Origin of the sequence: Caulobacter henricii, assembly GCF_001414055.1 — a bacterium.
Taxonomy (GTDB): Bacteria; Pseudomonadota; Alphaproteobacteria; order Caulobacterales; family Caulobacteraceae; genus Caulobacter; species Caulobacter henricii.
Genome location: NZ_CP013002.1, coordinates 795,298 through 822,293, shown reverse-complemented (window position 1 = coordinate 822,293; position 26,996 = coordinate 795,298). Strand labels below are relative to the sequence as shown.

At 66.4% G+C, this 26,996-nt stretch carries 15 protein-coding genes; 9 read left to right on the top strand and 6 right to left on the bottom strand.

Annotation, left to right across the window (positions count from 1 at the left end; genetic code table 11):
• Positions 1-15: 15 nt before the first annotated feature.
• The 3 genes from AQ619_RS03835 to AQ619_RS03825 all read right to left on the bottom strand — a co-directional run bounded on the left by AQ619_RS03835 (position 16) and on the right by AQ619_RS03825 (position 6,333).
• A complete protein-coding gene (locus AQ619_RS03835) occupies positions 16-1,689 on the bottom strand; it encodes a glycoside hydrolase family 43 protein (RefSeq protein ID WP_062144500.1) in 1,674 nt (557 codons plus the stop codon).
• A gap of 137 nt (positions 1,690-1,826) precedes the next feature.
• A complete protein-coding gene (locus tag AQ619_RS03830) occupies positions 1,827-2,978 on the bottom strand; it encodes an endo-1,4-beta-xylanase (RefSeq protein ID WP_062144497.1) in 1,152 nt (383 codons plus the stop codon).
• A gap of 145 nt (positions 2,979-3,123) precedes the next feature.
• Entirely contained in the window at positions 3,124-6,333 is a 3,210-nt protein-coding gene (locus AQ619_RS03825) for a TonB-dependent receptor (protein ID WP_062144494.1), read from the bottom strand.
• Positions 6,334-6,704: 371 nt separating this feature from the next.
• Here AQ619_RS03825 and AQ619_RS03820 point away from each other — a divergent pair, with 371 nt between their 5' ends.
• The 5 genes from AQ619_RS03820 to AQ619_RS03800 all read left to right on the top strand — a co-directional run bounded on the left by AQ619_RS03820 (position 6,705) and on the right by AQ619_RS03800 (position 15,281).
• A complete protein-coding gene (locus AQ619_RS03820) occupies positions 6,705-8,234 on the top strand; it encodes a tryptophan halogenase family protein (protein WP_062144492.1) in 1,530 nt (509 codons plus the stop codon).
• Positions 8,231-9,706 carry a tryptophan halogenase family protein gene (locus AQ619_RS03815; protein ID WP_062144489.1) on the top strand — a complete coding sequence of 492 codons (1,476 nt, stop codon included), beginning with the start codon at positions 8,231-8,233 and terminating at the stop codon, positions 9,704-9,706. The genes AQ619_RS03820 and AQ619_RS03815 overlap by 4 nt, the downstream gene beginning before the upstream one ends.
• Positions 9,707-9,904: 198 nt before the next feature.
• Positions 9,905-11,422: a tryptophan halogenase family protein gene (locus AQ619_RS03810; RefSeq protein ID WP_062144486.1), complete on the top strand. Its 1,518-nt coding sequence runs from the start codon at positions 9,905-9,907 to the stop codon at positions 11,420-11,422.
• Entirely contained in the window at positions 11,419-12,933 is a 1,515-nt protein-coding gene (locus AQ619_RS03805; RefSeq protein WP_062144483.1) for a tryptophan halogenase family protein, read from the top strand. The genes AQ619_RS03810 and AQ619_RS03805 overlap by 4 nt, the downstream gene beginning before the upstream one ends.
• A 236-nt stretch (positions 12,934-13,169) precedes the next feature.
• On the top strand, positions 13,170-15,281 hold the full coding sequence (locus tag AQ619_RS03800; RefSeq protein ID WP_062144480.1) for a hybrid sensor histidine kinase/response regulator: 2,112 nt from the start codon (positions 13,170-13,172) through the stop codon (positions 15,279-15,281).
• 15 nt (positions 15,282-15,296) lie between these two features.
• Here AQ619_RS03800 and AQ619_RS03795 read toward each other — a convergent pair whose 3' ends face one another.
• Complete coding sequence (locus tag AQ619_RS03795) at positions 15,297-17,414, bottom strand: alpha-glucuronidase family glycosyl hydrolase (RefSeq protein WP_062144477.1); 2,118 nt, start codon at positions 17,412-17,414, stop codon at positions 15,297-15,299.
• Positions 17,415-17,651: 237 nt separating this feature from the next.
• Between AQ619_RS03795 and manD the strand changes: the two genes are divergently transcribed.
• The 4 genes from manD to AQ619_RS03775 all read left to right on the top strand — a co-directional run bounded on the left by manD (position 17,652) and on the right by AQ619_RS03775 (position 22,295).
• Positions 17,652-18,863 (top strand): D-mannonate dehydratase ManD, encoded by a 1,212-nt coding sequence (manD, locus tag AQ619_RS03790; RefSeq protein WP_062144474.1) that lies wholly within the window; start codon positions 17,652-17,654, stop codon positions 18,861-18,863.
• 123 nt (positions 18,864-18,986) lie between these two features.
• The gene (locus AQ619_RS03785; RefSeq protein WP_062144470.1) at positions 18,987-19,736 is read left to right on the top strand and encodes a FadR/GntR family transcriptional regulator; all 750 of its coding nucleotides are present in this window, start codon (positions 18,987-18,989) and stop codon (positions 19,734-19,736) included.
• A gap of 130 nt (positions 19,737-19,866) precedes the next feature.
• A complete protein-coding gene (locus tag AQ619_RS03780) occupies positions 19,867-21,015 on the top strand; it encodes a hypothetical protein (protein WP_062144467.1) in 1,149 nt (382 codons plus the stop codon).
• 2 nt (positions 21,016-21,017) lie between these two features.
• Positions 21,018-22,295: a hypothetical protein gene (locus tag AQ619_RS03775; RefSeq protein WP_062144464.1), complete on the top strand. Its 1,278-nt coding sequence runs from the start codon at positions 21,018-21,020 to the stop codon at positions 22,293-22,295.
• Positions 22,296-22,437: 142 nt separating this feature from the next.
• Here AQ619_RS03775 and AQ619_RS03770 read toward each other — a convergent pair whose 3' ends face one another.
• Entirely contained in the window at positions 22,438-24,363 is a 1,926-nt protein-coding gene (locus AQ619_RS03770) for a sialate O-acetylesterase (protein WP_062144461.1), read from the bottom strand.
• 142 nt (positions 24,364-24,505) lie between these two features.
• Positions 24,506-26,920 (bottom strand): glycoside hydrolase family 3 N-terminal domain-containing protein, encoded by a 2,415-nt coding sequence (locus AQ619_RS03765; protein ID WP_062144458.1) that lies wholly within the window; start codon positions 26,918-26,920, stop codon positions 24,506-24,508.
• Between the last annotated feature and the right edge of the window lie 76 nt (positions 26,921-26,996).

Sequence of the window (26,996 nt, the reverse complement as noted above, 5' to 3'; positions counted from 1 at the left end):
AGGGGGAGCAGCGCCTCATTTCCCGTTCGCATAGACCCCGAACACGGCCCCCACGAACCCGCCGGCCTTCCTGGTCGACAGTATCGTCCCGTCCGCTCCGGCCTTGAGGACCTTCCAGTCCCCCGGCTTTGCGGCATAGGCGAAGTCGTACTCGCCGGCCCGTGCCGTGATCTTCAGATCGACAGGACCGGTTCCGGTCAGGGGCACCTCGGCGATCACCATGCCATCCACGGGATCACCGGCACCGGCCCTGCGCTCCAGCCGCAGGACCGGCTTGCCGCCCGAGCGCACCACGCCCAGGAAGTAGAAGAACTCATCGCTCTGCAGGGCGGTCAGGCCCGCGCGATCACCGTCAGCGGTCGGCGCGAAGTCCACCGTCAACTGGACCGAGGCGTTGATGTGCTGCTGGCGCCGCCCCCAGAAGGACGGCTGGTCGATCAGCTTGTCCGGGCGGGCCTTCAGGGTCAGGGCCCCCTGGCCCACGCTCCACCAGCGTTCGGTCGGAATGCGGAGGGTCATCCAGTTCAGCGGCAGTTCGGGACCGGCAAAGGTCTCCACGGCCTGGAAGGCCCCGGTCGTGGGGGGAGGCAGGACCTTGGGCGCAGGCAGGTTCGGGGCCGTCGCCGCATAGGGGATGGTCTTGCCATTCTCGAGGATCACCGGCCAGCCGTCCTTCCACTCGACCGGCAGCAGGAAGGTCTCGCGGCCGGTATTGTAGAGGTCGTCGCCATAGGGCCGCACCGCCAGGAAGGTCGCCCACCACTGGCCGTCAGGGGTGTCGACAAGGTCGGCATGACCCGCCGAGGTGATCGGCAGGGGACGATCCCTCGGCAGGCCACGCTGGGTCAGGATCGGGTTGTTGGCATAGGGCGTGTAGGGGCCGGTGACGCTCCGGGACCGCAGGGCGACCTGGCTGTGGCCCTCGGCCGTGCCGCCCTCGGCGGCGGTCAGATAGTACCAGCCGTCCTTCTTGGTGATGTGCGGCCCCTCAGGCCAGATCGGCTTGGTCGACGGGTCTACGCCCTTGTCCAGCAGCACGGTGCGTGGGCCGATCGTGACCTTGGCCTTGGGGTCGTATTGCTGGATCCAGATGGCGCGGTGGCCCTGATACTCGGCGGGTCCCGGCGGAGCGTCATTGTTGAGGATCCAGGCGCGACCATCCTCGTCGAAGAAGATCGAGGCGTCGATGCCGCCGACCGTCGGCAGCCAGACCGGATCCGACCACGGGCCCTTGGGATCCTTGGCCGTGATCAGGAAATTGCCCTGGCAGTCGACACAGGTGTTGAGGATGTAGAACGTGCCCTCATGCTCCTCGATGGCCGGGGCGAACACGGCACGCGACAGGCCCAGGCGCTTGAAGTCGAGCATGCCGGGTCGGTCGATGGCGTTGCCTATCTGCGCCCAGTGGACAAGGTCGGTCGAGTGCCAGACCGGCAGGCCAGGGAACCAGGCGAAGGTCGAGTTGACCAGATAATAGTCGCCGCCCACCCGCGTGATGCTGGGGTCGGGATAGAAGCCCTTGAGGATCGGATTGCGGTACTGGCCTGGGGCCAGGACGACCTGGGCGTCTACCGGGTCTGCGCCTTCATAGGTGAAGTTGCGAAACTCGGCCTGGCCGGGCTTGGGCGCGGCCTGGGCGGTGCTCACCGAAAGGGCCAGGGCGAGTGCGGTCAGGGTCGGGCGGATCATTCAAGAACTCCACTGGGTTGTCACTGCCCCCCTCCGCGCTGCGCGCTCCTTCCCCGGAGGGAGAGATGAGAGCGTCTTCCCCCTCCGGGGGAGGACGACCGCGATAGCGGTCAGGAGGGGGCCTGCAGCATTGGCCTCTATCGCGCCGGCGCCGCCTTCAGCGCTGCCGCAACAGCCTCGCGCAGGGGCTTGGGCTGATAGTTGTCGTCATAGAGCGTCGGGCGTTTGGCTTTGCCGTCCTGTCGCGGCCACTGGCCCTGCAGCCAGGAGTACTTGTCGACCATGCCCCAGGCCAAAACCTCCTTGGTCTGACGATAGGACAGCATCAGGTCGAAATAGCCCTTGGCATAGGCCGCCACGGCGGCGTCGCGCGGGGCGAAGTCATAGACCAGCCCCTTGTCGTGGACGTCGAATTCGGTGACCAGCAGGTCATAGCCCATGCCGGTGGCCTCATCGAGGAAGGCGCGCCATTCCTGCTCCTGCGGCTTGCCGAAACCGGTGAAGCTGTCGGCATTTTCAGCGCCGATATGGGCCTGGACGCCCAGGGCATCTACGGGGGTCCCGCGCTTGCGGAACCCTTCCAGCAGCTTGAGCACGCCGTAGCGGTGCTTCTCGTTGCCGACCTCCCAGCTCATATAGTCGTTGTAGACGAGGCGAGCCTTGGGCGCGGCCGCACGGGCCGTGTGGAAGGCCAGGTCCAGGGTCGGCTCCCGGCCCAGGATGTCGGACAGAACCGTGTTGCGTACCGAGCCGTCGGCCGGGTCGACGGTCTCGTTGACGACGTCCCACGAGATCATCTGCGGATAGCGCTGGCAGAGCGTGGTGATGTGTTCCGTCAACAGGGCTGCGGCGGCGAGCTTGGGCTGGGCCCCGAAATCATGGGTCTTGATCCAGGCCGGGAACCATTGCGGATGGTGCCACAGCAAGGTGTGACCGCGCAGGGCCTGGCCATTGGCCTTGGCAAAGGCGGCGATCCGGTCGGCGCGTTCGAAGGCGAAACTGGCCGGTCCGGCGGCGCGGACGACATACCACTTCAGCTCGTTTTCGGGGACGAGCAGGCCGCACTCCTCCGCCAGGATCTGACGGTAGCGGCGGTCTTCGAAGGAGCCGGTCAGGGCACCGACCGGTCCGGCACCGACGGCGCTGCCGAACTGAAGCCCCTTGTCGCGAGCCAGGCTGGCCAGGGAGGGCCCGGTGGCGGCGAAGGCCGGAAAGCCGGACAGGGCACCGGCAGCAAGGCCCAGGCCGAGCGCCTGTCGGCGCGAAGGGGCCGGAGAGTTTGGGCGCATCGACGAAGCCTTCAGAAAAAACCGCGCACCGCCAGAGACGATGCGCGGAAAGGAGGAGCTGCAAGTGTATCCGGGCTCTGACAGAGCCCATTTCCGAAAGTCGCGCCGGCCCAGAGGAGACCCGACCGGCGCGGCTCGCGGAAACCTAGAAGCTCGCGCGCATCACGAAGGTGTAGCGGCGATCATTCATGAACCAGGAACGACCGGTCTTCAGCAGGCTGCTGTTGAGGACCTGGCTGGTCATGGTGGTTTCGTTCAGCAGGTTCACGCCCTGGACGCCGATCTTCACCTTCGGATTGACGGTGTAGAAGAACGAGCCGTCCAGCTGGCCGGTCGCCTCGTTCATGATCGGCGCATAGGGCACGATCACGTCGCGGACGGTCAGCAGGAAGTCCGAGCGCCAGTTGTAGGCCAGCCGGGCCGAGATCGGACCCTTCTCATAGATGGCCGCGAAGTTGGCATTGTGCTTGGACAGCCCCTGCAGCGGCAGCTTGCTGGTGTCGACCGTAGTCACACGGCCGGCCGCCACGTCGGGATCGGTGGCCGACAGCGTGCTTTGCGGCACGCCATTGCTCTCGATGTAGGAGTAGTTGGCATTGATGCCGAACCCGTCCAGCGGCTTGGGCAGGAAGTCGTAGAACTGCTGGTAGCCGATCTCGAAGCCCTTGACCTTGGCCTTCTTGTCGGAATTGCCCGGCGTGGTCGTGACGACATCGAAGGTTGCGCCGTTGTTGGTGAACGGCACGCGCTGGGTCGTGTTGGTCGCGACGTCGGTCAGTTCCTTGTAGAAGGCCGCGAAGGTCAGCGAGCCGACCGAGGCGAAGTACCACTCCACCGAAGCATCCAGATTGGTCGACTGGGTGGGCTTCAGACCCGGATTGCCGACCGTGACATTGCCGCTGGGCCGGCCGTTGGAAATGCCGTCGGCATTGGTGTTCAACGACAGGTTATAATAGTTGCGGGTCAGACCGATATCCGGCGGCGCCAGGGTCTTGGACGCGCCGAGGCGGTACTGCAGACCATTGGGCATGACCACCTTCACATTGAAGCTGGGCAGCCAGTAGTTGAAGTCCTTGCTTTCGGTGGTCGGGGTGACAGCCCCGTTGGCCCAGGCCCGGGCCGCAGCGCGCACCGACGGTGCCAGCTGACAGAACGGGGTCGGAGCCTGGCCAACCGGCACGATGGCGCACTGGGCATCCGTCGTGAAATTGGTGTTCGGGAAGGCCAGGAAGCCGTCGGCCTCGCGGGTGGTCGAGGTGTAGCGCAGGCCGATATTGCCGCTGACCCGGGCCGCACCAAGGTCACCCTTGAAGCGCGTCATCACATAGGCGGCCTTGTTGACCTCGTTGACCGGGTTGATTTCCTGCGGGAGGAACGGCGTTCCGGCGATGGTGTTACAGCGCTTGGCCAGGGGCACCCAGTGCTGCGGGCATCCATTGGCCCCATTGCGCGGCTGCCATTCATCACCGACCAGCAGGGCGAAGTCGGACATGGTCTTGTAGTCGGTCGCGGCATTGCCGGCATAGAACAGACGCGCATCGGTTCCGGTCGGCAGCGGGGTCTGGCCGCGCATGAAGTTGGGGAAGCCCCACAGTTCCGTAGCGCTCGCAGTGGTCGAACCGGCGGCACCGAGCGGGTTGCTGTCGACGATGCCGTCGACCTTGTCGTCAAGCCAGACCGGGCCGTTATTGCCCCAGATTTCGCTGAGCACGCCCCAGTTATAGGACGAGAAGCGCGTGGTCTGGTCACGTTCATGCCAGCGCACGCCAGCCTTCACCGAGTCAAACCAGGTATCGTCGTTGAACTTGTACTCAACGTCGACCTTCAGCGAGTTCTCGGTACCTTCCGACTGCTCGATGTGGTCCATCGCCGAGCGCCAGAAGTGGTTATACGGATCACTCAGATTGGCATGGGTGCCGCGGCCATAGGACGGGCAGTTGTTGTTGATCGGCAGGCAGTTCGACGGGGTCAGGCCATTGCCCGGCAGCGAGAAGGCCACCGTCGGCAGATCATTGCCGTTCAGGGTGATGGCGGCGTTCTGGAAGCTGGAGGTCCAGATGCCGACATCGATATTGTCGACCTTGGAGTCGACGTGCTGGGCGTCGAACTGGAAGCCCCAGTTGTCGTTCGGGGTCCACTTGAAATTGAAGCCGTAGTCGCTGGTCAGATAGGTCTGATCAACGTCGCGGCGGATGTTGTTCGACTGCAGGCCGTCGATCGGGGTGCGTGGATCGGAGAACTGGTCCGAACGCCAGCCGGTGGTGCCGGTGATGGCACCGTTGGTGAACACGCCGCTGCCGTCATAGCTGAAGGTCGTGCCGGCGACGGCGCGCGAGTCGCCATTGCTGGCCACGTTGTCGGTGGCGATTTCCATCGCGTGTTCGGTCCAGGCCGAATTGGACTCTGAACGCAGGTACTGGAAGGCCGCTTCCATGGTGCCGTCGGTGCTCTTCCACTGCACTGCGGCCGCAGCGCCCTGGCGCTCGCGATCGGTGTTGGTGGAGCGGAACGCCGCACCGCGCGGGAACCACACGCCCTTGGTGCCGTTGCCGCAGTCGCCGCTGGTGACGCCCAGATTGGTGCGGCAGCCGAAGTTCGACACCTGGATGGCATCGCTGCGGGTCGACAGCTCGGAATTGACGTAGCTCAGCAGCAGGCCGAACTCGCCGACATTGGTGTCGAACCGGTCGCTGTAGAGGAAGGAATAGGTCGGCTTCCACGACTTGACCATGTCGCCATAGCTGGCCTCGGCCGAGAGCGAGAGCAGGCGCTTGCTGCTGTCGAACGGCAGGCGCGTGCGCAGGTTGACGGTACCCGAGATGCCGCCCTCGATCATGTCGGCCGAGGGGCTCTTGAACACGTCGACGCCGCCCATCAGTTCCGAGGGAACGTCGGCGAAGCTGAGGATGCGGCCGTTATTGGCCGAGAAGGTGTCGCGGCCGTTCAGCTCGGAACGCACGAAGTTCAGACCACGCACCACGACGCCCGAGCCTTCGACCGAGAAGTGGTCAGGGTCGACGCCGGCGGCGAAGCGGTTGATCGACACGCCGGGCACGCGCTGCAGGGCTTCCGTGACCGAGCGGTCCGGCAGGGCACCGATGTCTTCGGCGGTGATCGAGTCGCCAATGATCTCTGACGACTGCTTCAGCGCCTGGGAGCTCTTCAGGCTCTGGCGGATGCTGGTCACCACCACCGTATCGACTGCGACAGGATCGTCAGCCTTGGCCGCGGTCTGAGCGAAGGCCGGCCCGGCGAAGATCGCCGCACCCAGCGCCACGGCGGATGCGCCGCACTTCAGACCCGACATCAATGAATTTTGCCCGCGCTGCGCGGACGGCCTCTGAACAGAGCCCATGCGTCTCACCTCCCCGTTTTTCAGCAGCGCAACGTTAGCGCTACCATTGGTCATGTTACCGTGACCATTATTGGTCAGATCATATGACAGATCACCGGCTGTCAAGCGTTGCCACACAGGCCCGGCTCACGTAGCTGTGCAAAGGGGAGAGATCTTGAACGAGCGCCTTGGGGGCCTTGTCGCCTGCACGACACATGACCCCGGGCTAGCTCGACCTACCGTTTCCCCCCGATGGTTTGACCACCTGAACCGGATCTTGCCGTCCGGATGAAGTTACGATGACGCTTAAAGACAGCGTTGTCAATTTCGACTTTGTCTCTACGGTCACATTGAGAAACAGCCCTGCGGAGACAGGGTGGAGGGAAGCCGGAATGGATGAGAACGGCAGGACGGGCGAGGCGATCCGCAGGATCGTCATCGTGGGCGGCGGAACGGCGGGCTGGATGACCGCGGCCGGCCTCAGCGCCGTTCTGGGGGGCACCCGGATTGCCATCGACCTCGTCGAATCGGCCGAGATCGGCACGGTCGGCGTGGGTGAGGCCACCGTGCCTCACATCCGCAATTTCAACGCCAAGCTCGGCCTCGACGAGGCCGACTTCATGCGCAAGACCCAGGCGACCTACAAGCTCGGCATCGAGTTTCGCGACTGGGGCCGCAAGGGCGAGAGTTACATCCACCCGTTCGGGGCCTTCGGTCAGCCGCTGGGCGGCGTGGCCTTCCACCAGCACTGGCTGCGGGCGCGGCAAAGGGGCGAGGCCGACTCGATCGAGGCCTACAGCCTGCCGATCATCGCTGCCCGGCTGAAGAAGTTCGCTCCGCCGGCTACCGACCCGCGCTCGCTCGGATCGACCTTTTCCTATGCCTACCAGTTCGATGCGGCCCTCTATGCCCAGTATCTGCGGGCCTATGCCGAGGCGCGGGGCGTCAGGCGCACCGAGGGCAAGATCCAGGACGTCAGCCTGGACGGCGAGACCGGCTTTGTTCAGGCCGTGATCCTGGAGAGCGGCCAGAGGATCGAGGGCGACCTGTTCATTGACTGCTCGGGCTTCCGCGGACTGCTGATCGAACAGGCCCTGAAGACCGGCTACGAGGACTGGACCCACTGGCTGCCCTGCGACCGCGCCGCGGCCGTGCCCTGCGACTCGGTCGAGCCGCCGACCCCCTATACGCGCGCCACCAGCGACGATGCCGGCTGGCGCTGGCGCATTCCGCTGCAGCACCGGGTCGGCAACGGCTATGTCTATTGCAGCCACTATATCAGCGATGACGAGGCGGCCCGGGTGCTGCTGGCCAAGCTGGACGGCAAGGCCCAGGCCGATCCGCGCTTCCTGCGTTTCACCACCGGCCGACGCAAGAAACAGTGGAACCGCAATGTCGTGGCGATCGGTCTCGCCTCGGGCTTCCTGGAGCCGCTCGAAAGCACCAGCATCCACCTGATCCAGCTGGCCGTCTCGACCCTGCTGGAACTGTTCCCCGAGCGAGGCTGCGCGACCGCCGACCAGGACGAGTACAACCGGGTCATGGACCTGGAGTTCGAACGTATCCGCGACTTCCTGGTGCTGCACTATCACGCCACCCAGCGCGACGACTCGGCCTTCTGGCGCGACAAGGCCGCCGCCCCGATCCCTGACAGCCTGGCCTACAAGATGGCGCTGTTCCGCGACCGGGGCGTGGTGGTGAAGTATCGCGACGGCTTCTTCCTCGAGCCCTCCTGGCTGGCCGTCTATCTGGGCCAGAACATCCTGCCGCGCGGTTATGATCCCATGGCCGACGCCATTGATCCGGCCGAGGCGGCCCGCAAGCTGGCCGAACTCAAGGCCGCCGTGCAGAGCACCGCCGAGGCCATGCCCGATCACCAGGCCTTTCTCGAGCGGTTCTGTGATGCGCGGGGGGCGGCATGACCCCTCCCCCGCTCGGACGGATCGCCATCATCGGCGGCGGCGTCGAAGCCTGGATGACCGCCGCAGGCCTTGCCCGCGCCACTGGCCGGCAGGCGCAGATCCGGGTCGTCGAGACCGGCCCGCCCGCAACCGGGGCCCTCTCCACCCTGCCCGCCTTGCGGTCGTTTCACGGCCTGCTGGGCCTGGACGAGGCGGCACTGATGAAAGCCACCCAGGCGACCTTCCGGCTGGGCACCCAGTTCAGCGGCTGGACGCCGGGCACGCAGTTCTGTGAGGCCTTCGGCGAGATCGGAGCCAATCTCGACGGGGTGGGCTTCCATCACTACTGGACCCGGCTTCGACAGACCGGCGACCAGACGCCGCTGGACGACTACAGCCTGGCGGCGGTTATGGCCCGGCAGGGCCGGTTCTCCGGGCCTTCGGGAGATCCGCGGTCACCGCTCTCGACCCTGGCCTATGGCCTGCACCTGGATGCCGGCCTCTATGCGGCGGCGCTGCGGACCCTGGCCCTGCAGGGCGGCGTCATGGCCGGCCCGGGCGAGGTCGCAGACGTGATCCGCGACGGCCTGACGGGCGACATCCAGGCCGTTGTTCTCAGGGACGGCGAGCGGGTCGAGGCCGAGCTCTTCATCGACTGCACCGGACCGGCGGCCCTGTTGATCGGCGAGGAACCCTTTGAGGACTGGTCAGCCCTGTTGCCCGCCGACCGGACAGTCCGGGTATCGGCGCCGACGCGGCGGGACTCGCCGCCCCTGACGGAGATCGAGGCAGCCGCAGAGGGCTGGCGCTGGCGCGTCCCACTGCGTGGTCGCCTCGACGGCGGCCTGACCTATCGCTCGGACCTGACCCGCGACGAGGTGGCCGTCAGAGCGGCCGCCACGGGCCTGCCGAAGGAGGGTCTCTCCCCACCGGAATTCCGCACCCTGCGCAACGGGCGGCGGCAGAGGGCCATGGTCGGCAACTGTGTCGCGATCGGCGGCGCGGCCGGCATGGTCGAGGCGCTCGACACCGCCGAAATCCACCTGATCCAGAGCGGGATCACCCGGCTGATCACCCTGTTTCCGCGTCCGGGCGGCGCGCCGGTGGCGGCGCAAGAATATAATCGCCTGGGCGCGGAGACCTTCGGCAGGGTCCGCGACATGGCCATCCTGCACTATCGCCGGGCCGGCCGGCGCGACGGAGCGATCTGGGATCTGGGGCGAGACGCGCCCGTTCCCGACGCCCTGGCCTACCGGATCGCCCAGTTTGAGAGCCGCGGCCGGGTGGTGATGTATGACGAAGAGATCTTCCTTGAACCCAGCTGGATCGCCGCCCTGATCGGCCACGGCGTACTGCCCCGGCGCCATGATCCCCTGGCCGACCGGATGCCGCTGGAGCGCCTGAAGGCTACGACCGAACGCATGCGGGCGATCTTCAGCCAGACGGCCGAACGCCTGCCGACCCATGCGGAGGCGCTGGCGAGCCGTGCTTGATTACGCACATCATCGTCTCCCTTCTCCCCTTGCGGGAGAAGGTGGCGCAGGGCGCCGGATGAGGGGTAGCACCAGCGTCCCCAGGCTTGCCCTGCCCGATGGAAAGGTCGATCGACCCCTCATCCGTCGACCTTCGGTCGCCACCTTCTCCCGCAAGGGGAGAAGCAAGACCGCCATGGCTACTGCGAGTTTTCGCCCATGAACACCAACCCGGTCCGCAAGGTTCTGATTGTCGGCGGCGGCACAGCGGGCTGGATGACGGCGGCCGCCCTGGCCAAGGTGCTGCGCGGCGTGGAGGTGAGCCTGATCGAAAGCGACGCCATCTCCACCGTCGGGGTGGGCGAAGCGACGATCCCGCCGATCAACACCTTCAACCAGATGCTCGGTATCGACGAAGCCGATTTCATGCGCTCGACCCAGGCCAGCTTCAAACTGGCCATCGAGTTCGTCGACTGGACCCGGCCCGGCTCACGCTACCTGCATCCGTTCGGGGCCTATGGCCTGGATATCGAGGCCATCAAGTTTCATCAGTTCTGGCTGAAGGCCCGCGCCCAGGGGTCGACCCAGTCCCTCGACGACTTCAACCTTTCGGCCACGGCGGCCCGCTTGGGCAAGTTCATGCTGCCCAGCAAGGACCCCGGTCAGGTGCTATCGAGCCTGAAATACGCCTTCCATTTCGATGCCGGTCTCTATGCCCGCTATCTGCGCCGCTATGCCGAGGCGCGCGGGGTGGTCCGGCGCGAAGGGAAGGTCGTGGACGTCAGCCTGCGGGGCGAGGACGGGTTCATCACGTCGGTCACGACCGATGATGGCACCGTGCTCGAGGCGGATCTGTTCATCGACTGCTCGGGCTTCCGGGGCCTGCTGATCGAACAGGCCCTCGACACCGGCTTCGAGGACTGGGGCCACTGGCTGCCCAATGACCGGGCCGTGGCCATGCCCTGCGAGACCGGCGGCGACGGCCTGACCCCCTATACCCGCGCGACGGCCGATACGGCCGGCTGGCGCTGGCGCATCCCGCTGCAGCACCGCACCGGCAATGGCTATGTCTATTCCAGCCGGCATCTCGGCGACGACGAGGCCGTGGCGCGTCTTCGGGCCACCCTGGACGGCCCGGCCCGCGCAGAACCCAATTTCATCCGCTTCCGGGCCGGGCGGCGCAAGCAGATCTGGGTCAAGAACTGCGTCGCCATCGGCCTGGCCTCGGGCTTCCTGGAGCCGCTGGAAAGCACCAGCATTCACATGATCCAGTCAGGGATCACCAAGCTACTGGCCCTGTTTCCCGACCGGGGTTTCGACCCCGTCGAGATCGCCGAGTACAACCGCCTGACCATCCTGCAGACCGAGCTGATCCGGGACTTCATCATCCTGCACTTCAAGGCCAATGAGCGATCCGAGCCCTACTGGCAGCAGGCCCGCGACATGGCGATCCCCGACAGTCTGCAACACCGGATCGACCTGTTCGCCGCCCGGGGCCGGCTGTTCCCGACCGACTATGACCTGTTCGCCGAGCCCAGCTGGGTGGCGGTGCTGCTGGGCCAGAACATCCGGCCGCGCGCCTATGACCCGCTGGTCGATACTCTGGACGAGACCCTGGTCCGCAATCAGATGCACCGTCTTGCCAGCCTGGTGCGCCAGACCGCCGAGGCCCTGCCCACCCATGAAGCCTTTATCGCCCGCTACTGCGCGGCGAGCGAAATCGAGAAAGCCCGATGACCCGCGTCAACCGTCTTCGCAAGGTCGTCATCGTCGGCGGCGGCACCGCCGGCTGGATGACCGCCGCCGCCCTGGGCCGCTTCCTGACCCGCGACGGTCAGACGGAGGTCACCCTGGTCGAATCCGAGGCCATCGGCACGGTGGGGGTCGGCGAGTCGACCATTCCGCAGATCAATATCTTCAACCGCATGCTGGGCCTCGACGAGAACGACTTCGTCCGCAAGACCAAGGCCACCTTCAAGCTGGCCATCGAGTTCGTCGACTGGAAGGCGATCGGTCACAGCTACCACCACCCGTTCGGTCCCTATGGCGTCGACATGGAAGCCGTGTCGTTCCACGCCTACTGGCTGAAGCTGCATGGCATGGGCCTGGAGCCTGATCTCGGGGCCTATTCGCTCAATGCCGTGGCGGCCCAGCAGGGTAGGTTCATGCGCCCCAACGGACAGGCCAATTCGCCTCTGGGCGCGATCGCCTATGCCTTCCAGTTCGATGCCGGGCTCTATGCCCGCTACCTGCGGGACTATGCCGAAGCGCGCGGGATCGTGCGGCAGGAGGGCAAGATCGCCACGGTCCAGCAGGACGGCCTGACCGGCTTCGTGACCTCGGTCACCCTGGAGAGCGGCGCGGTCGTCGAGGGCGACCTGTTCATCGACTGCTCGGGCTTCCGCGGCCTGCTGATCGAACAGACCCTGCAGACGGGCTATGAGGACTGGTCGAACTGGCTGCTCAATGACCGCGCCGTCGCCGTACCCTGCACCCTCGGCGGATCAAACGCTCCGGTGACCCGCGCCACGGCCCGGCCGGCCGGCTGGCAATGGCGGATCCCGCTGCAGCATCGGCTGGGCAACGGCTACGCCTATTCCAGCGCCCACATCAGCGAAGACGAGGCCACGGCCTATCTGCTGGCCCATCTCGACGGCGAGCCCCTGGCTCCCCCCAACCAGATCCGCTTCACCGCCGGCCGGCGCAAGAAGAGCTGGAACAGGAACGTGGTCGCCATCGGCCTTTCGGCCGGCTTCATGGAGCCGCTGGAGAGCCAGTCGATCCACCTGATCCAGGTCGGGATCGCCCGCCTGCTGGCCATGTTCCCCGACCGCAATTTCCACCAGCCGGACATCGACCGCTACAACCGGGTGATGGCCTTCGAATACGAGAAGATCCGCGACTTCATCATCCTGCACTTCAAGGCCACGCAGCGGAACGATACGCCCTATTGGGACTATCTGCGGGAAATGCCGATCCCCGACTACCTGGCCGACAAGATCGCCCTCTTCCAGAGCCATGGCCGGATTTTCCGCGAGAACGAGGAGCTGTTCAACGACACCTCCTGGTTCGCCGTCATGGTCGGCCAGGGCCTGCTGCCGGGGGGCTATGACCCGATGGTCGAGGTGATGGGCGACGAGGAACTGGTCCGGCGCATGGCCGACATCAAGGCCGTGATCGCCCGCTCGGCCGAGGTGATGCCGGACCATTTTGACTTCATCCGGGCCAATTGCGACGCGATGGGGTGAGGCGAGCCGGGCCCCGCCCTGAGCCCGGCACCGTCAGTGCATCCAGGCACCGCTTCGCCGCCCTCGGGCCCGAAGGACCCGTGTTCAAGTTCAGCGCCTTCGCGATCCACCTCGGGCCTCGTCGCCAAGGCCTGGGGCAGCCCCCTGTGTCATATCGCCCACCTGGGTTAGATTGCGCGACAAGATCCTCTAACCCATGATCCAATTGAAGAATCAGGGGCCTTCGGCGACTTGGCATGGTGATCCTCGACAGTGTGCCCGATCTTGAGAAGCGGCGGCTGGCGGCGCTGTGGGCGCTCGATATCCTCGATACGATCGAGGAAGAGGGCTTCAATGACCTGGTGACCGAGGTCTCCGAGACCTGCGGCACCCCGATCTCCCTGATCTCCCTGGTGGATGCCGATCGCCAGTGGTTCAAGGCGCGGATTGGCATCGAAGATCAGGAAACCCCGCGCGACGTCGCCTTCTGCAGCCATGCCATCCAGACGCCGTCCGTCTTCGTCGTCGAGGACGCAACCCAGGATCCGCGCTTTTCCGACAATCCGCTGGTTACCGGCGTCACCGGGATCATGGCCTATGCCGGGGCCCCCCTGACGACGGTCGATGGCCTGAGGATCGGCACGCTCTGCGCCATCGATACCCGGCCCAAGGCCTGGACGCCGCGCGAGCTGCGCTGTCTGGAGCGGCTGTCCCGTGTGGCCATGGCCCTGATCGAGGCGCGGGCCGGGGCGCAGATTGCCGCCGCCCAGATCCAGACCCTCGAAGACATGCGGCGGAGCGATCAACGTTACCGCACCATCATCGCCGCCATGCGCGAAGGCGTTGTGCTGCAGGATCGCGCCAGCGTCATTGTCGAGCACAATGCCCATGCCGCGCGCCTTCTGGGCATGACCGAGGACCAGCTCACCGGTCGCTCGTCCGCGGATCCTGACTGGAGCCTGATCGACGGCGACGGCAAGCCGCTGCCCGTCGACCAGCAACCCTCAATGCAGTGTCTGAGCACCGGCAAGCCGGTCCTGGACTTCATGCTGGGCGTGAACCTGCCCCACGAGGAACGGCGCTGGCTGAACGTCAATTCCCTGCCGCTGCACGACGGGGATGACCTGACCCAGACCCTGACCACCTTTGTCGACATCACCCAGCTGAAGCTGCAGGAAGCCGCCCTGATCGAGGCGGTCGATACCGCCGAGCGAGCGAGCGCCGCCAAGTCGACCTTCCTGGCCAATGTCAGTCACGAGATTCGCACGCCGCTGAATGGCGTCATCGCCTTGGCCAAGGCCCTGTCGCGTCTCGAAATGCCCGATCGACAGCGCGAGATGGTCGACATCATCGTGGCGTCGGGGGAGACGCTGGAGCGCATCCTCAATGACCTGCTCGACATTGCCAAGATCGAGGCCTCCCGCCTGGAACTGGAGATCGCGCCGCTCGACCTGAAGGCCGAGATCCTGACCTGCACCGATCTGATGCGCCTGCGGGCTGACAGCAAGGGCCTGGCCTTTGACGTCCAGTTCTCGCCGGAGGCCGACGGCCCGTTCCTCGGCGATGCCCTGAGACTGAGGCAGGTCGTGGGCAACCTGACCGCCAATGCCATCAAGTTCACCGACTCCGGCAAGGTCACGGTCCGGGTGGAGGTCTCTCCCGCATCCGGCGATGACTGCCAGCTGACCATCACCGTCGATGACACCGGAGTTGGCCTCGACGAGGCCGTTCTGCCGCGGCTGTTCGAACGGTTTGTGCAGGGTGATGACACCATCACCCGGCGTTATGGCGGCACCGGACTGGGCCTGGCCATCTGCAAGAACCTCGTCACCCTGATGGGCGGCGAGATCGATGCGCGGGCCCTGCCCGGCCAGGGCAGCAGCTTCACCTTCAGCATTCCGCTCAAGCGCGCCTCGGCCCCGGACACGGCCGCCGCGCCCACCCTGTGGTCCGATGTGTCGACGCCGAAGCCGGGCCAAAGCCTGCGCGTCCTGCTGGCCGAGGATCATCCGGTGAACCGCCGGGTCGTTGAGCTCCTGCTTGAACCTCTCGAGGTCGAGCTGGTGATGGCCGAGAACGGGGCCGAGGCCCTGGAGCGGTTCGGCCAATCGCCTTTCGACCTAGTGCTGATGGACATGCAGATGCCGGTCCTCGACGGACTTTCGGCCACCGCCGACATCCGCACATGGGAAGCGGCGCAGCAAAGGCCCCCTACCCCGATCATCATGATGACGGCCAATGCCTCGCCCGCCCATCGCGATCAGGCGATCGCGGCCGGGGCCAACGGGTTCATCACCAAGCCGGTCACCCCCGACACGCTCTATGCCGGCATCGACGCGGCCCTGGCGGTCAAGGTCGCTGCGGCCTGAGCCTGCACGACCCGGTCAGATCCCTGGCGCATAGGGAAAGCTGAGCCCCTGATAATAGTCCAGGGACTGGGGCGGCAGCGCTTCCCCCGCCGGTAGGGGGCGCTGCGAGAAGGTCTGGAACCAGGACACCGAGGCGTCACGCCACCACTGGGCCTCGCGGCGCTGGATCTTCAGGAAGGCGGTGACCTGGGCGTGGCGCTCGGCATCGACATAGGGGGCCATGTCGCCCCAGGTCTTGCCCATGGCGTCCACCCCGGCCACGCCGCGCGAATAGCGGGTGACGAGGCCCTCCCACAGGGTCTGGCCCGACTTCAGGCGATAGTCCCAGGGCAGGTGGTGGAACCACAGCAGGTCCTTTTCATCGACGCAGCGAAGATCGGCGAAGCAGGCGCCGACAGCGGGAGCGTACTGGGCCACGGCATTGCTCCCCCGGGCCGTGCGGTCAAAGCCGATCCCGTCCGGCCCGGCCATGGCGTAATAGACACTGGTCCAGTCGGCGCGCTCGCCTCCGGCCACCCAGGGCCCCGGGCCGTAGTGATGGCTGCGGCCCATCTGGTGGTGCAGGCCCAGCGGGGTCATGTAGTCGACCACCGTCTCGCGCGAGCCCATCATCAGATCGACCACCGGACCGACGAAGCGCGGATCGGGGCTGAAGGTCATCTTCGCCCAGTCGGCGGCGATGTCGCGGCTCGAGGCGTCAGGGTCCCAGGCGAGGCGGCCGAAGACGTACCAGTTGGCCTGGTCGAAATGCGATCCGCTCCAACTTCTGTCTGTCCCAATGTTGGCGACGCCGGCCATGGCGGTCAGCTTGCGGCCGTCCAGGTCTCCGTCGATCACCCGGGCCACGGTCGAGCCCTTGCCCCGGGCCTGGGTGTCGGCGCGCAGGGTCTCCTCGTAGAGGGGGCCCAGATAGGCCAGATGGGTGGCGAAGCCGAGATATTCCTTGGTGATCTGGAACTCCATGCCGAGGTTCGACTTCGGCATGGCTCCGAACAGCGGATGGAACGGCTCGCGCGGCTGGAAGTCGATCGCGCCGTTCTTGACCTGGATGACCACATTGTCGCGGAACTGGCCGTCGAACGGCTTGAACTCGGCATAGCCCTGCTTGGCGCGGTCGTCGGGCTGCTCGTGCGAATAGACGAAGGCGCGCCAGATGACGACGCCGCCATGCGGGCCGACGGCATCGGCCAGCATGTTGGCCCCGTCGGCATGGGTGGCCCCATAGTCCTGCGGACCCGGCTGCCCTTCGGAATTGGCCTTGACCAGAAAGCCCCCGAAGTCGGGAATGACCTTGTAGATCTCGTCCGCCTTGGCCTTCCAGAACGCCCTGACAGCCGGGTCGCGCGGATCGGCCGTCTTCAGGCCGCCGATCTCGATCGGGGCGGAAAAGCGGGCCGACAGATAGACCCTGATCCCATAGGGCCGGAACACGGTGGCCAGGGCGCCGGCCTTGGCGATCCAGGGGCCCGTCAGGCTCAGGGCCTTGGCGTTGACATTGTTCAGGACCGTCCCGTTGATCCCCAGTGAAGCATTGGCGCGGGCATAGTCGGCATAGCGGGGGTCGGCGTAGTCCGGCAGCTTCCACCAGTCCCAGATCGACTGGCCCGCATAGCCGCGCTCGACAGTACGATCCAGATTGTCCCAGTGATTGAGCATCCGCAGCTTGATCTTCGGGGCCGAGACGATCGCCAGGTTATCCACAGGCTGGCGGGTCTGGATCAGGCTCAGATAGCGGAAGACGCCGTACAGAACCCCGATGTCGCGATTGGCGGCGATCACCGTGGCAGAGCGGCCGTCGAAGGTGGCGCTCCGGATCAGATAGCCTTCTTCCCCCGCCGCCTTCAGCGGCAGGTCCAGGCCGGCAATGGCGGGCGAGCTCGCCGGCGTGCCGATCAGGATGACGCGATCCGCGCCCGCCGGAGCCGCACCCACCAGACCCCGCAGGCCCCGCTCCAGCTCGGCGCGGGCGATCCTGAGGGTTGGGGTGTCGGCGACAGGGGCGATGGCGGTCGGGACATAACCCGCCCCGGCCTCGACCGGCCGGTAGCGCAGCCACAGGTCATGGCCGTCCTCGGCCCAGGCCGTCGAGGCGACCAGCAGGACCAGGCCGACAAGGATCGCAGAAAGCCGCATCCACTTACTCCCAGATCAGTCTGGCCCGCGCTCCCGGCCCTGGCCGGCGCCCGCAGGTCGTGTACGCCCCGCAGGAAAGAGGTCGGGACACCACTCTCTTATTGGTCATACCACTTGATTGACAACCCATGCCTCGCCGCTAAACCTTTGGGCGGGAGGAAACCTATCACACCGGCGCGCCGCCTGGCCGCGTCGCGCCAGGGTGTCCTGCCGGACCGCCCCCGACGAAAGCGCCCCATGTCCAAGATCATCGCCGCCAAGACCATCGTGACCTGCCCGGGCCGCAACTTCGTGACCCTGAAGATCGTGACCGAGGACGGAACCTACGGGATCGGCGATGCCACGCTGAACGGTCGGGAACTGGCAGTCGAGGCCTATCTGACCGAACATGTCATTCCCTGCCTGATCGGTCGCGACGCGCACCAGATCGAGGATGTCTGGCAGTTCCTCTACCGGGGAGCCTACTGGCGTCGCGGGCCGGTGACGATGTCGGCCCTCGCCGCCGTCGACATGGCGCTGTGGGACATCAAGGGCAAGGTCGCCGGCCTGCCGGTCTATCAACTGCTGGGCGGGGCCTGCCGCACGGGCGTCATGGTCTATGGCCATGCCAATGGCGAGACCATCGACGAGACCCTGGCCAATGCCGCCGACTATGTCGAGCAGGGCTACAAGGCCATCCGCCTGCAGTCGGGCGTGCCCGGCCTGAAGGGGACCTATGGCGTCTCCAAGGACAGGTTCTTCTACGAGCCGGCCGACAGTGACCTGCCAAAGGAAACCCTGTGGTCGACCGAGAAATATCTGCGGTCCGCCCCGGACCTGTTCAGGGCCGCCCGCGAACGTCTGGGCTGGGACATCCACCTCCTGCACGACGTCCACCACCGCCTGACCCCGATCGAGGCCGCCCGGCTGGGCAAGGATCTCGAACCCTACAGGCTGTTCTGGATGGAGGACGCCACCCCGGCCGAGAACCAGGACGGATTCCGTCTGGTCCGCCAGCATACCACCACCCCCCTGGCCGTCGGGGAGGTGTTCAACTCGATCCATGACTGCAAGACCCTGATCCAGGAGCAGCTGATCGACTATATCCGCGCCACCGTCGTCCATGCGGGCGGGATCAGCCACCTGCGCAGGATCGCCAGCCTCGCAGACCTGCACCATGTCCGGACCGGCTGTCACGGGGCCACCGACCTGTCGCCGGTCAGCATGGCCGCCGCCCTGCACTTCGACCTGTCGATCCCCAATTTCGGCATCCAGGAATACATGCGCCACACGGCCGAAACCGACGCGGTCTTCCCGCATGCCTACAGTTTTGCCGACGGCATGCTGCATCCGGGCGAGGCTCCGGGCCTTGGGGTCGACATCGATGAGGACCTGGCCGCGACCTATCCCTACCGGCGCGCCTACCTGCCGGTCGCCAGGCGCGAAGACGGGTCGATGCATGACTGGTGAACCGCGCCACCGGCGCTCCGGCCTTTGGTAAAAGGGTGAGCCATGGTCGAGAATCTGCGCGATACTCGCAGCCGGACCGCCGCGACCCGGCACCCCTACCGTGCGAGACCTGAAGCACCGCCCATGGCTGACAACGTCAAGCTCTATCGCCGCATCGCCGACAGCCTGGCCGAGGCCATCGAGGCCGGTGAGTACAGGCTGGGCGACCGCCTGCCGACCGAGCGCGAACTGGCCGAACAGTTCGGGGTCAGCCGACCGACCCTGCGCGAGGCGCTGATTGCCCTGGAAATGCTCGGCATGATCGAGGCCCGCCACGGCCTGGGGATCTATGTCACCGGCAATGTCCGCCCCGTCGTGCCCTCGTCGGAAGTCGATGTCGACGTCGGAGCCTTCGAGCTGATCGAGGCCCGCCGCCTGTTCGAGGGCGAGGCCGCCGCCCTCGCCGCCACCAGCATCGACGAGGCCCAACTGGCCCAGCTGGAAGCGGCCATGGTCCGGATGCATGAGGAAGAGGAAATCGCCGGCGAAGAGGCCGACCGCGAATTCCACATGATCATTGCCCGGGCCACCGGCAATGGCGCGATCATTGCCACCATCGAGACCCTCTGGGACTGGCGAAACCGCTCGCCCCTGGCCCGCAACATCCTGGCCCGCGCTCGCGGCATGGGACTGGAGCCGCGGATCAACGAACACCGCCGGGTGTTCGAGGCCCTTCAGGCCCGCGACCCCGCCGCGGCGCGGCAAGCGATGCGCGACCACCTGGAGCGGGTGATCGAGCATCTGCTGCACGCCACCGAGACCGAGGCCGTCCAGCGCGCCCGGGAAGAAACCAGCGCCCGCCGCGACGCGCTCGCCAAGCGGGTGTCGATCTAGGGCCTGCCGCGCCAGCCCGACACAATCGAAGGTCGGGTCGACTATCGTTTTACTTGCAGTAAGCCAAACCTTGTGAGAGCTTTCACCGAACGCCGTTCAGCCAATGAGCGGGGCGCATCGGGGGAACGCTATGGGCAAGCACATCCTGTTCCTTGTGCACGGCATGGGCTCTTACGGCGCGTTCAAGGACGGCAAGTGGGTTCAGGACACCAAGGGCTGGTTTGCCGAGGCCAGAAAAAGCCTCGTCGAGGTCTATGACACGTTCATCAAGAACGACCCCAAGCTGGGCAAGGGTGTCGATTTCGATGATCGCTTCGTGGTCGAAACCATCGAATTCGACAGCTTTCTGGAGCGCTACCGGACTGACTGGGAATACCAGGCCGGGACCTGGAAAGCGTTCGATCTCGACGACGGCGTCGCCGGGAAGATCACCGACTTCTTCAAGGGCAATACCGACAAGTCCTTTCTCTGGACGCATGTCGCCGATGTGCTCCTCTATACCTCGCCTCTGCTGCAGGATGCGATCCACCCCCACGTGGCCAGGCAGATCCTCGAGGCCCTGCGCAAGCATCATCAGGCCCTGAGGCTGGATAACTGGAGTATCCTGGCGCACTCGCTGGGCACGGCCGTCATCAACAACGCCATCCCGGCACTGATGGCTGAAGCCAAGCAGGATCCTGAGCTGGATGCGGCGCTGATCCCGCCCAAGGTGATCGGCATGGTCGCCAATGTGGCGCGCGCTCTGTCGCCACCGGCCGCCGCCTATAGCGACCGCCTGGTTCCCGACGGCCCCCTGAACGTGGGGCACTATCTGAACTGCAGCCACACCCTTGACCCGTTCTGCCGAATTCGGCCGTTCCAGCCGTCGGATCCGAAATGGGTAAAGGCTGCGGGCTATGTGCCGCTGACGGGACTGTCAGGCTACTACCTCGCCGACGAGTTCATCGACTGGGTCCAGGACTGGAACAACTTCGACAAGCTGGCCTCGGTCGTACCGCACGGCTTCAGCCACTATATGCGCCAGCCGAGAGTTGTGGCCGAGCTGTGGCCCAGGCTGCGGGGCCGCCGGCCCTCCGAGTCGCCCGATCTTGAGAGCACCGTGAGTGAGGCCAACGAAAAACTGGTTCGCGAGACCGTTGGCGATCACCTGCGCCAGCAGCTGCAACAGGAAGTCCGGCAAAGGCTCGAGGGCGCGCTCGGGGATATGGCCCTGCCAACCACCAAGGAAGAGGTCGCCAAGCTTCTGCCGACCCTGCTCGGCAAGTTGAAGGGGTTTTGAGGATGATCAGGTCGCTCACCACCCGTCTGCTGCTGGCGGTTCTACTGGCCTGCGGAAGCCTTGCGACCCCGGCCCTCGCCCAGACCCCAACCTTTACCGGCGCGACCTTGACCAAGGCGCGGGAGGACTGTCTGGCGGCCGCCATGACGGCCCTGCCCTCGCCGCCAAGTCCCAATCAGGCCGTGCAGACCCTGCGTGACGAAGCCGGGGAACTTGGTGGTCGGTGTGCACCCCTTGCCCTGCCGGAACCGGCGCCGGGTCTCGATGCCATACTGGCGGCCCTCGAAGTCGGACTTGCCGAAACACAGGCGGCCTATGGATGCGCCCCGCAGGCCGACGCGCCGTCCTGCCGGGGGCTCCTGGCAGCTGAAACGCGCTTCAGCGAACTCAAGCTGTTCAAGCTGGGCAAGACGGACGCCATTCGCTTGATCCCCAAGGACCACTACAGTCGCGCCAACGCCTTTTGGTGGAAGCCGGAGAACAGCAGCTTCGGGGTCAAGACCGGGGTCGGCGTCAGCCTCATGCGGCTGGTCCTCGACGCATCGGCCCCCGATTCAGCCCTGGCCCGAAGGGTTCAAGCCGAAACGCCCTATCGCGACATCGAGGCCGAGGTGCTCGCCGCCAATGCGCCCTGTACGGCCTGCGAGGACGAGGTGGCGCGGGTCATCTCGCTCTGGCCGCTGTTCGATGGGCTGGAGCGCGGCTTCATGGCAGCGACGAGCGGCAATTTCGACACTGCCATCACCCGGCTCGAAGGCCTTGTCGGACGCTGGGACGCCTATCATTTCGGCGGCGGCAAGGGCCGCGCGCAACTGCCCTGGGAACTGGCGCTGAACAGCGTCATCTATGCTCAGAGTCGTGACCCGAGCCCGGGCTGGCGCGAACCGCCCGGTCATGCCGTCACTCTGCTGCACCCTTCGACGGGCCTGGCCCTGAAGGATGTTCACGGCACTGACACCGTCATGAACCTTGTTGAAGTCGTGGGCTGGAGCCGCTGGGATTATGACCGCGACACCTATGCCCGCACCAACGAATGGGGCCTGTCGGCCGTCGCCGCCTATCGTGATCGGAACGATGCCAAAGACTGGGGCTATGGGGCCCTTGTCCGCACGCCGCTCGATATCTCGGGCCTGCCGCTTAATGTGGCCTGGACCCGGACCAGGCTTCACGCCGGTGGCCATGACGACACCTTCGCTATCTCGGTCGATCTGTCCCGCTTCTTTCCAAAACTGAAAAGCGCCAACCGCCTGTTTGACCTTCCCTCCGGCGAAAGCCCCTGATTTCCGCACTCAGGGTTCCTGGTCTGCGGTGCCTGGCTCATAGCGCTTCAGGATCAGGACCCGCCCCAGATAGCGGCCGCTCGGCGGGCAAGGCGGCCTCGCGTGCTGAAGCCAGGGCGGGGTCCTGCAAGCCTTGACAGGCTTACCGCACCTCCAGCTCGAACGGCACCGCCGGCAAGCCGGCACTGTCAAAGAGGTTGAAGGTCGGGCTGTCCGCCCAGGCGAAGCGGGCCCTGGCCGGTGTCGATCCCGGCGGAACGGTCAGGATGACGCTTGATCCGTTGATCCGGCCGTCAGCCCAGCGGCAGGTTCCGGCCGGGTCGCAGAGCTCGAAACCGATCACCCGGTCCGAGCCGCGCGACACCAGGGCCCCGCCAATCTGGTCGAAGGCGACGATCACCGTGTCCCCGACCCGCCGGGCCGAGACCGGGGCCGGGCCCGTGGTCACCGCTTCACCGGCGATGCGCCGAGCGGCCAGGGCCAGGCGGCGGCCGACCTCCTGCTTGTTGCCGGGATGGATGTCGAAGGGGTCGCCAATGTCCGTGGTCACCGCAAGGCCGGCATGGGGATCGGCGGTCACGGCGCGGCGCTGGGCCTCGCGCAGGGCGGCCGTGCCGGAGGCCGAGGGCGTCGTAGCAAAGGCCCCGTAGCTGGCCAGCTGGGCCACCACCACCGGCAGGTCCGCCGCCTGGCCGGCCCGGCGCTCGGCCATGAAGGCGGTCAGCAAAGGGGCATAGGTCTGGTCGCGGCCGACATTGGTCTCGCCCTGGTTCCAGGCCAGGCCGGCATGGGCATAGGGCCCCATCGGCGCGAGCATGCCGTTATAGAGGGTCGAGACCCCGGCCAGGGTATCCCACGGAGCCCGGGGCGGATCGGCACCGATCCGGGGCTCGATCCGATAGGTCCAGTCCTCCAGAGGCACGCGGGTGCCGTCCGCCAGCGTCAGGGCCCTTTTCGAGGGATCACCGTATAATCCGCCATTGGCATAGGTGTCATAGGCCGACACGACCAGGGTGTTCCGGCCGGCCTTCAGCGACCCGGCGGCCAGAGGATAGGACCGGTCCAGCCAGGCCCCGGAGGTGGCGCCGACGCCCACGCCGTTCAGATAGGTGGCGTCCATCTCGTCGATCTGGCCAAGGCCCAGGACTGCCGCCTGGCGGGCCTGGGCGGCGGTCAGGGTGACCTCCGCCTTGAACCAGACCACGCCGTTGAAACTGGCCAGGTCCGGCACGCCCCAGCGCTCCCAGACCCCAAGCCCCTTGGGCGCGGGCGTCCAGGGACCCGAACCGGTCCAGGGCGCGGTGGCCGTCTCGGTCGGGTGCCTGGCGGTCCACCAGGCCTTGATCGTCTCGCCCCAGCGTCGGTTGGCGGCGACCGGGTCGGTCAGGGACAGGTTCAGGGTCGCGATGGCCTCGTCATAGCCGCCGACCTTGCGAAGGGCAGCCGGGCTCATCCAGGCCTCGATCCCCGATCCGCCCCAGGAGGCGTGGATCAGACCGAAGGGTACCGTGCGGGTCTTCTGCAGCTCGCGGGCGAAATAGTAGCAGCTGGCCGAAAAGGACCCGACCGTTTCACGGCTGGTCGGCTTCCAGACCGGGGGCTTGCCGAAGCCGGCCCTCGGGGCGCGGGCATCGGCCTTCTCGATGGTCACCATGCGCAGGCTGTCATTGGCCGCGATGTTATTGACCTGGTTCCAGGCGTCGTTGGCCCGGTCGACCGACAGTTCCATATTGGACTGGCCCGAGCACAGCCAGACCTCCCCGGCCAGCACATCGCGGACCGTCTGGGTTCTGGAGGGCGTACTGGCCGTCAGGTCATAGGGACCGCCGGCCGGGGTCGCCGGCAGGTCGAGACGCCAGGCACCGTCGCCCCCTGCGGTGGTCGTCGCGGTCTTGCCCGCAAAGGCCACGGTGACGGTTTCGCCGGGCCTGGCGGTCCCGAACACCGGCAACGGCCGGTCGCGCTGGACCACGGCATGGTCAGCGAACAGGGCGTTCAGGAGATCCTGGGCGGCAGCGGGGCCGGCCAGCAGGGCGGCGGCCAGCAGGCCCGAGGTGAGACGACGCATGGTGTTACTCCCTCCGAATAGATCCTCCCCCTCTGGGGGAGGTGGCCCAAAGGGCCGGAGGGGGGGCAGCACGGCCTTGGCCGAGATGACCCCCTCAGTCGCTCCGCGACAGCTCTCCCAAAGGGGGGAGCGGCTCGCCGACCTAGACCACCGTCAGGGTGGCCGACTTCAGGTCCACGGAATTGGGCCCGACCAGGATCTCGAAGGCCCCGGGTTCGACGACGCGCTGCATCTCCAGGTTCCAGAACCACAGGTCCGAAGGGGCCATCTCGAAGGCCACGGTGGTTTTCGCCCCGGCCGCCAGGGTGACGCGCTTGAAGTGCTTCAGCTCCAGCAAGGGACGGGTCACCGAGGCCGCGACGTCATGGATATAGAGCTGGACGACTTCATCACCCGCGAGCTTGCCGGTGTTGGTCACATCGACCTCGACCCTGACCGTCTCGCCCTGGCTGATCTTGGCCTTGGCGAGGCGCGGGGCCGAGATGTCGAAGGTCGTGTAGGACAGGCCAAAACCGAACGGATAGAGCGGGCTGGTCTTCTGGTCGAACAGATAGCCCCGGCGCGAGGTCGGCTTGCGGTTATAGAAGATCGGCAGCTGGCCGACATTGCGGGCGATGCTGACCGGCAGCTTGCCGCCCGGATTGGCCCGGCCAAACAGGATGTCGGCGCCGGCGGTACCGGTCTGCTCGCCCAGATACCAGCCCTCGACGATGGCATCGGCCCGTTCGGCCAGCAGGTTGATCGACATCGGGCGGCCATTGAGCAGGAAGACCACGGTCGGCTTGCCAAGGTCGAAGATCGCCCGGGCCAGATCATTCTGCTGTCCGATCAGGTCCAGGTCATTGCGGTCGCCCAGGTGATTGTCGGCCCAGGCCTCACGGCTGGTCTGCTCGTTGTCGCCCAGCACCATGACCACCACATCGGCCTTCCTGGCCACCTCGACGGCCTCGGCGATCAGCCTGGCGTTGACGGCCGGATCGACCAGCTTGACCTCGTCAGCGGCCCAGACGCGGCGTTCGGTGATGCGCACGGCCTCGGCATAGTCCAGGGCAAAGCCCTGGGCCTTGGCCTCGGCGGTCAGGCCCTCCAGCAGCGAGACCACATGCTTGGGCTCGTCGGAATAGCCGCCGATCGGCGTGTCGCGGGCATGGGTGCCCAGCAGGGCCATGCGCTTGATCGCCTTGCCGTTCAGGGGCAGCAGGCCCTTGTCGTTCTTGAGCAGCACCACGGACTTGCGGGCCGCTTCCCGGGCCAGGGCGATGGCCTCGGCCGTGTTGTTGAGAGACTCGGCGGCCTTCTCGTCGACATAGGGGTTTTCGAAGAAGCCACCTTCGAACTTCATCTTCAGCACCCGGCCGACGGCGGTGTCGAGCTGGGCCATGGAGACCCGGCCTTCCTTCACCAGCTGGGGCAGCAGGGCATAGGCTTCGCCGTCGGGCAGTTCGACATCGACGCCGGCCTTGAGCGCCATGACGGCGGTATCGGCCAGGCTGTCGGTCATCTTGTGACGATTGGCCAGTTCCTTGATCGCGAAATAGTCGCTCTGGACCGAGCCCTGATAGCCCCACTCGGTGCGCAGGATGTCGGTCAGCAGCCAGTGGCTGGCATGCGACGGGACCCCGTCGATCTCGTTATAGGAGGGCATGACCGAGCGGACCGGCAGCTCCTTCACCGCCCGCTCGAAAGGCGGGAAGAAGTTCTCGCGCAGGGTGCGTTCGGCGATCTGGGCCGGGCCGACATTGGTGCCGTTCTCGGGCTGGCCGTGGCCGGTCATGTGCTTGAGGGTGACGAACACCTTTTCCCTGGCCAGCGGCAGGGTCTTGCCCTGGAAGCCGCGAATGGCGGCGAGGCCAATCTCGGCACAGAGGTGTGGATCCTCGCCATAGGTCTCCTCGATGCGGCCCCAGCGCGGATCGCGGGCCACATCGACCACCGGGGCCAGGGCCATGTTGGAACCCCTCGCCCGCATCTCCCTGGCTGCCATCGAGAAGACCTTCTCAACCAGCTCGGTGTCGAAGCTGGAGGCCAGGGCGATGGCCTGGGGATAGCTGGTGGCCTCGCGGGCCACATAGCCGTGCAGGGCCTCGTCATGCATCAGCAGGGGAATGCCCAGGCGGGTCTTCTCCGCCGACCACTTCTGGGCGGCATTGGTATAGCGGGCAGTGTCACGGGCATTGCGGCCCTTGCTGCCGTCCTCGGCCCCGGCGGCGGCGTCGACCACCTTGGCCGGCTTGAGGCCCCGGCGATCGGTAGGCCGCGAGATCTGGCCCAGACCGTTGGGGAAGCTCTTGCCGGCCGCCTCGGCCGAGAACTCGCCCTCCGGCGTCTGGATGGCCGCCTTGGTCAGCCAGATCCCGATCAGCTGGGCGGCCTTTTCCTCGACCGTCATCCGGCCCAGCAGGTCCTTGACCCGGGCGTCAACCGGCTGGGTCGGGTCCTTGTAGAGCGGCCTGTCGCCGGAAGCCTTTGGGGCCGCGAAGGTCAGGCCGGGGGCGGTTGCGGCGGCAATCGCGGCAAGGCTCGCGCCGAACAGGCGGCGGGTGACGGCTTGGGTCATCTGGTTCGTTTCCCCGGAGGTCGCATCTTGTCCTGGCGACCTGGAGCCGCCTTGGCGCGCACTATGGGGGAGCTTG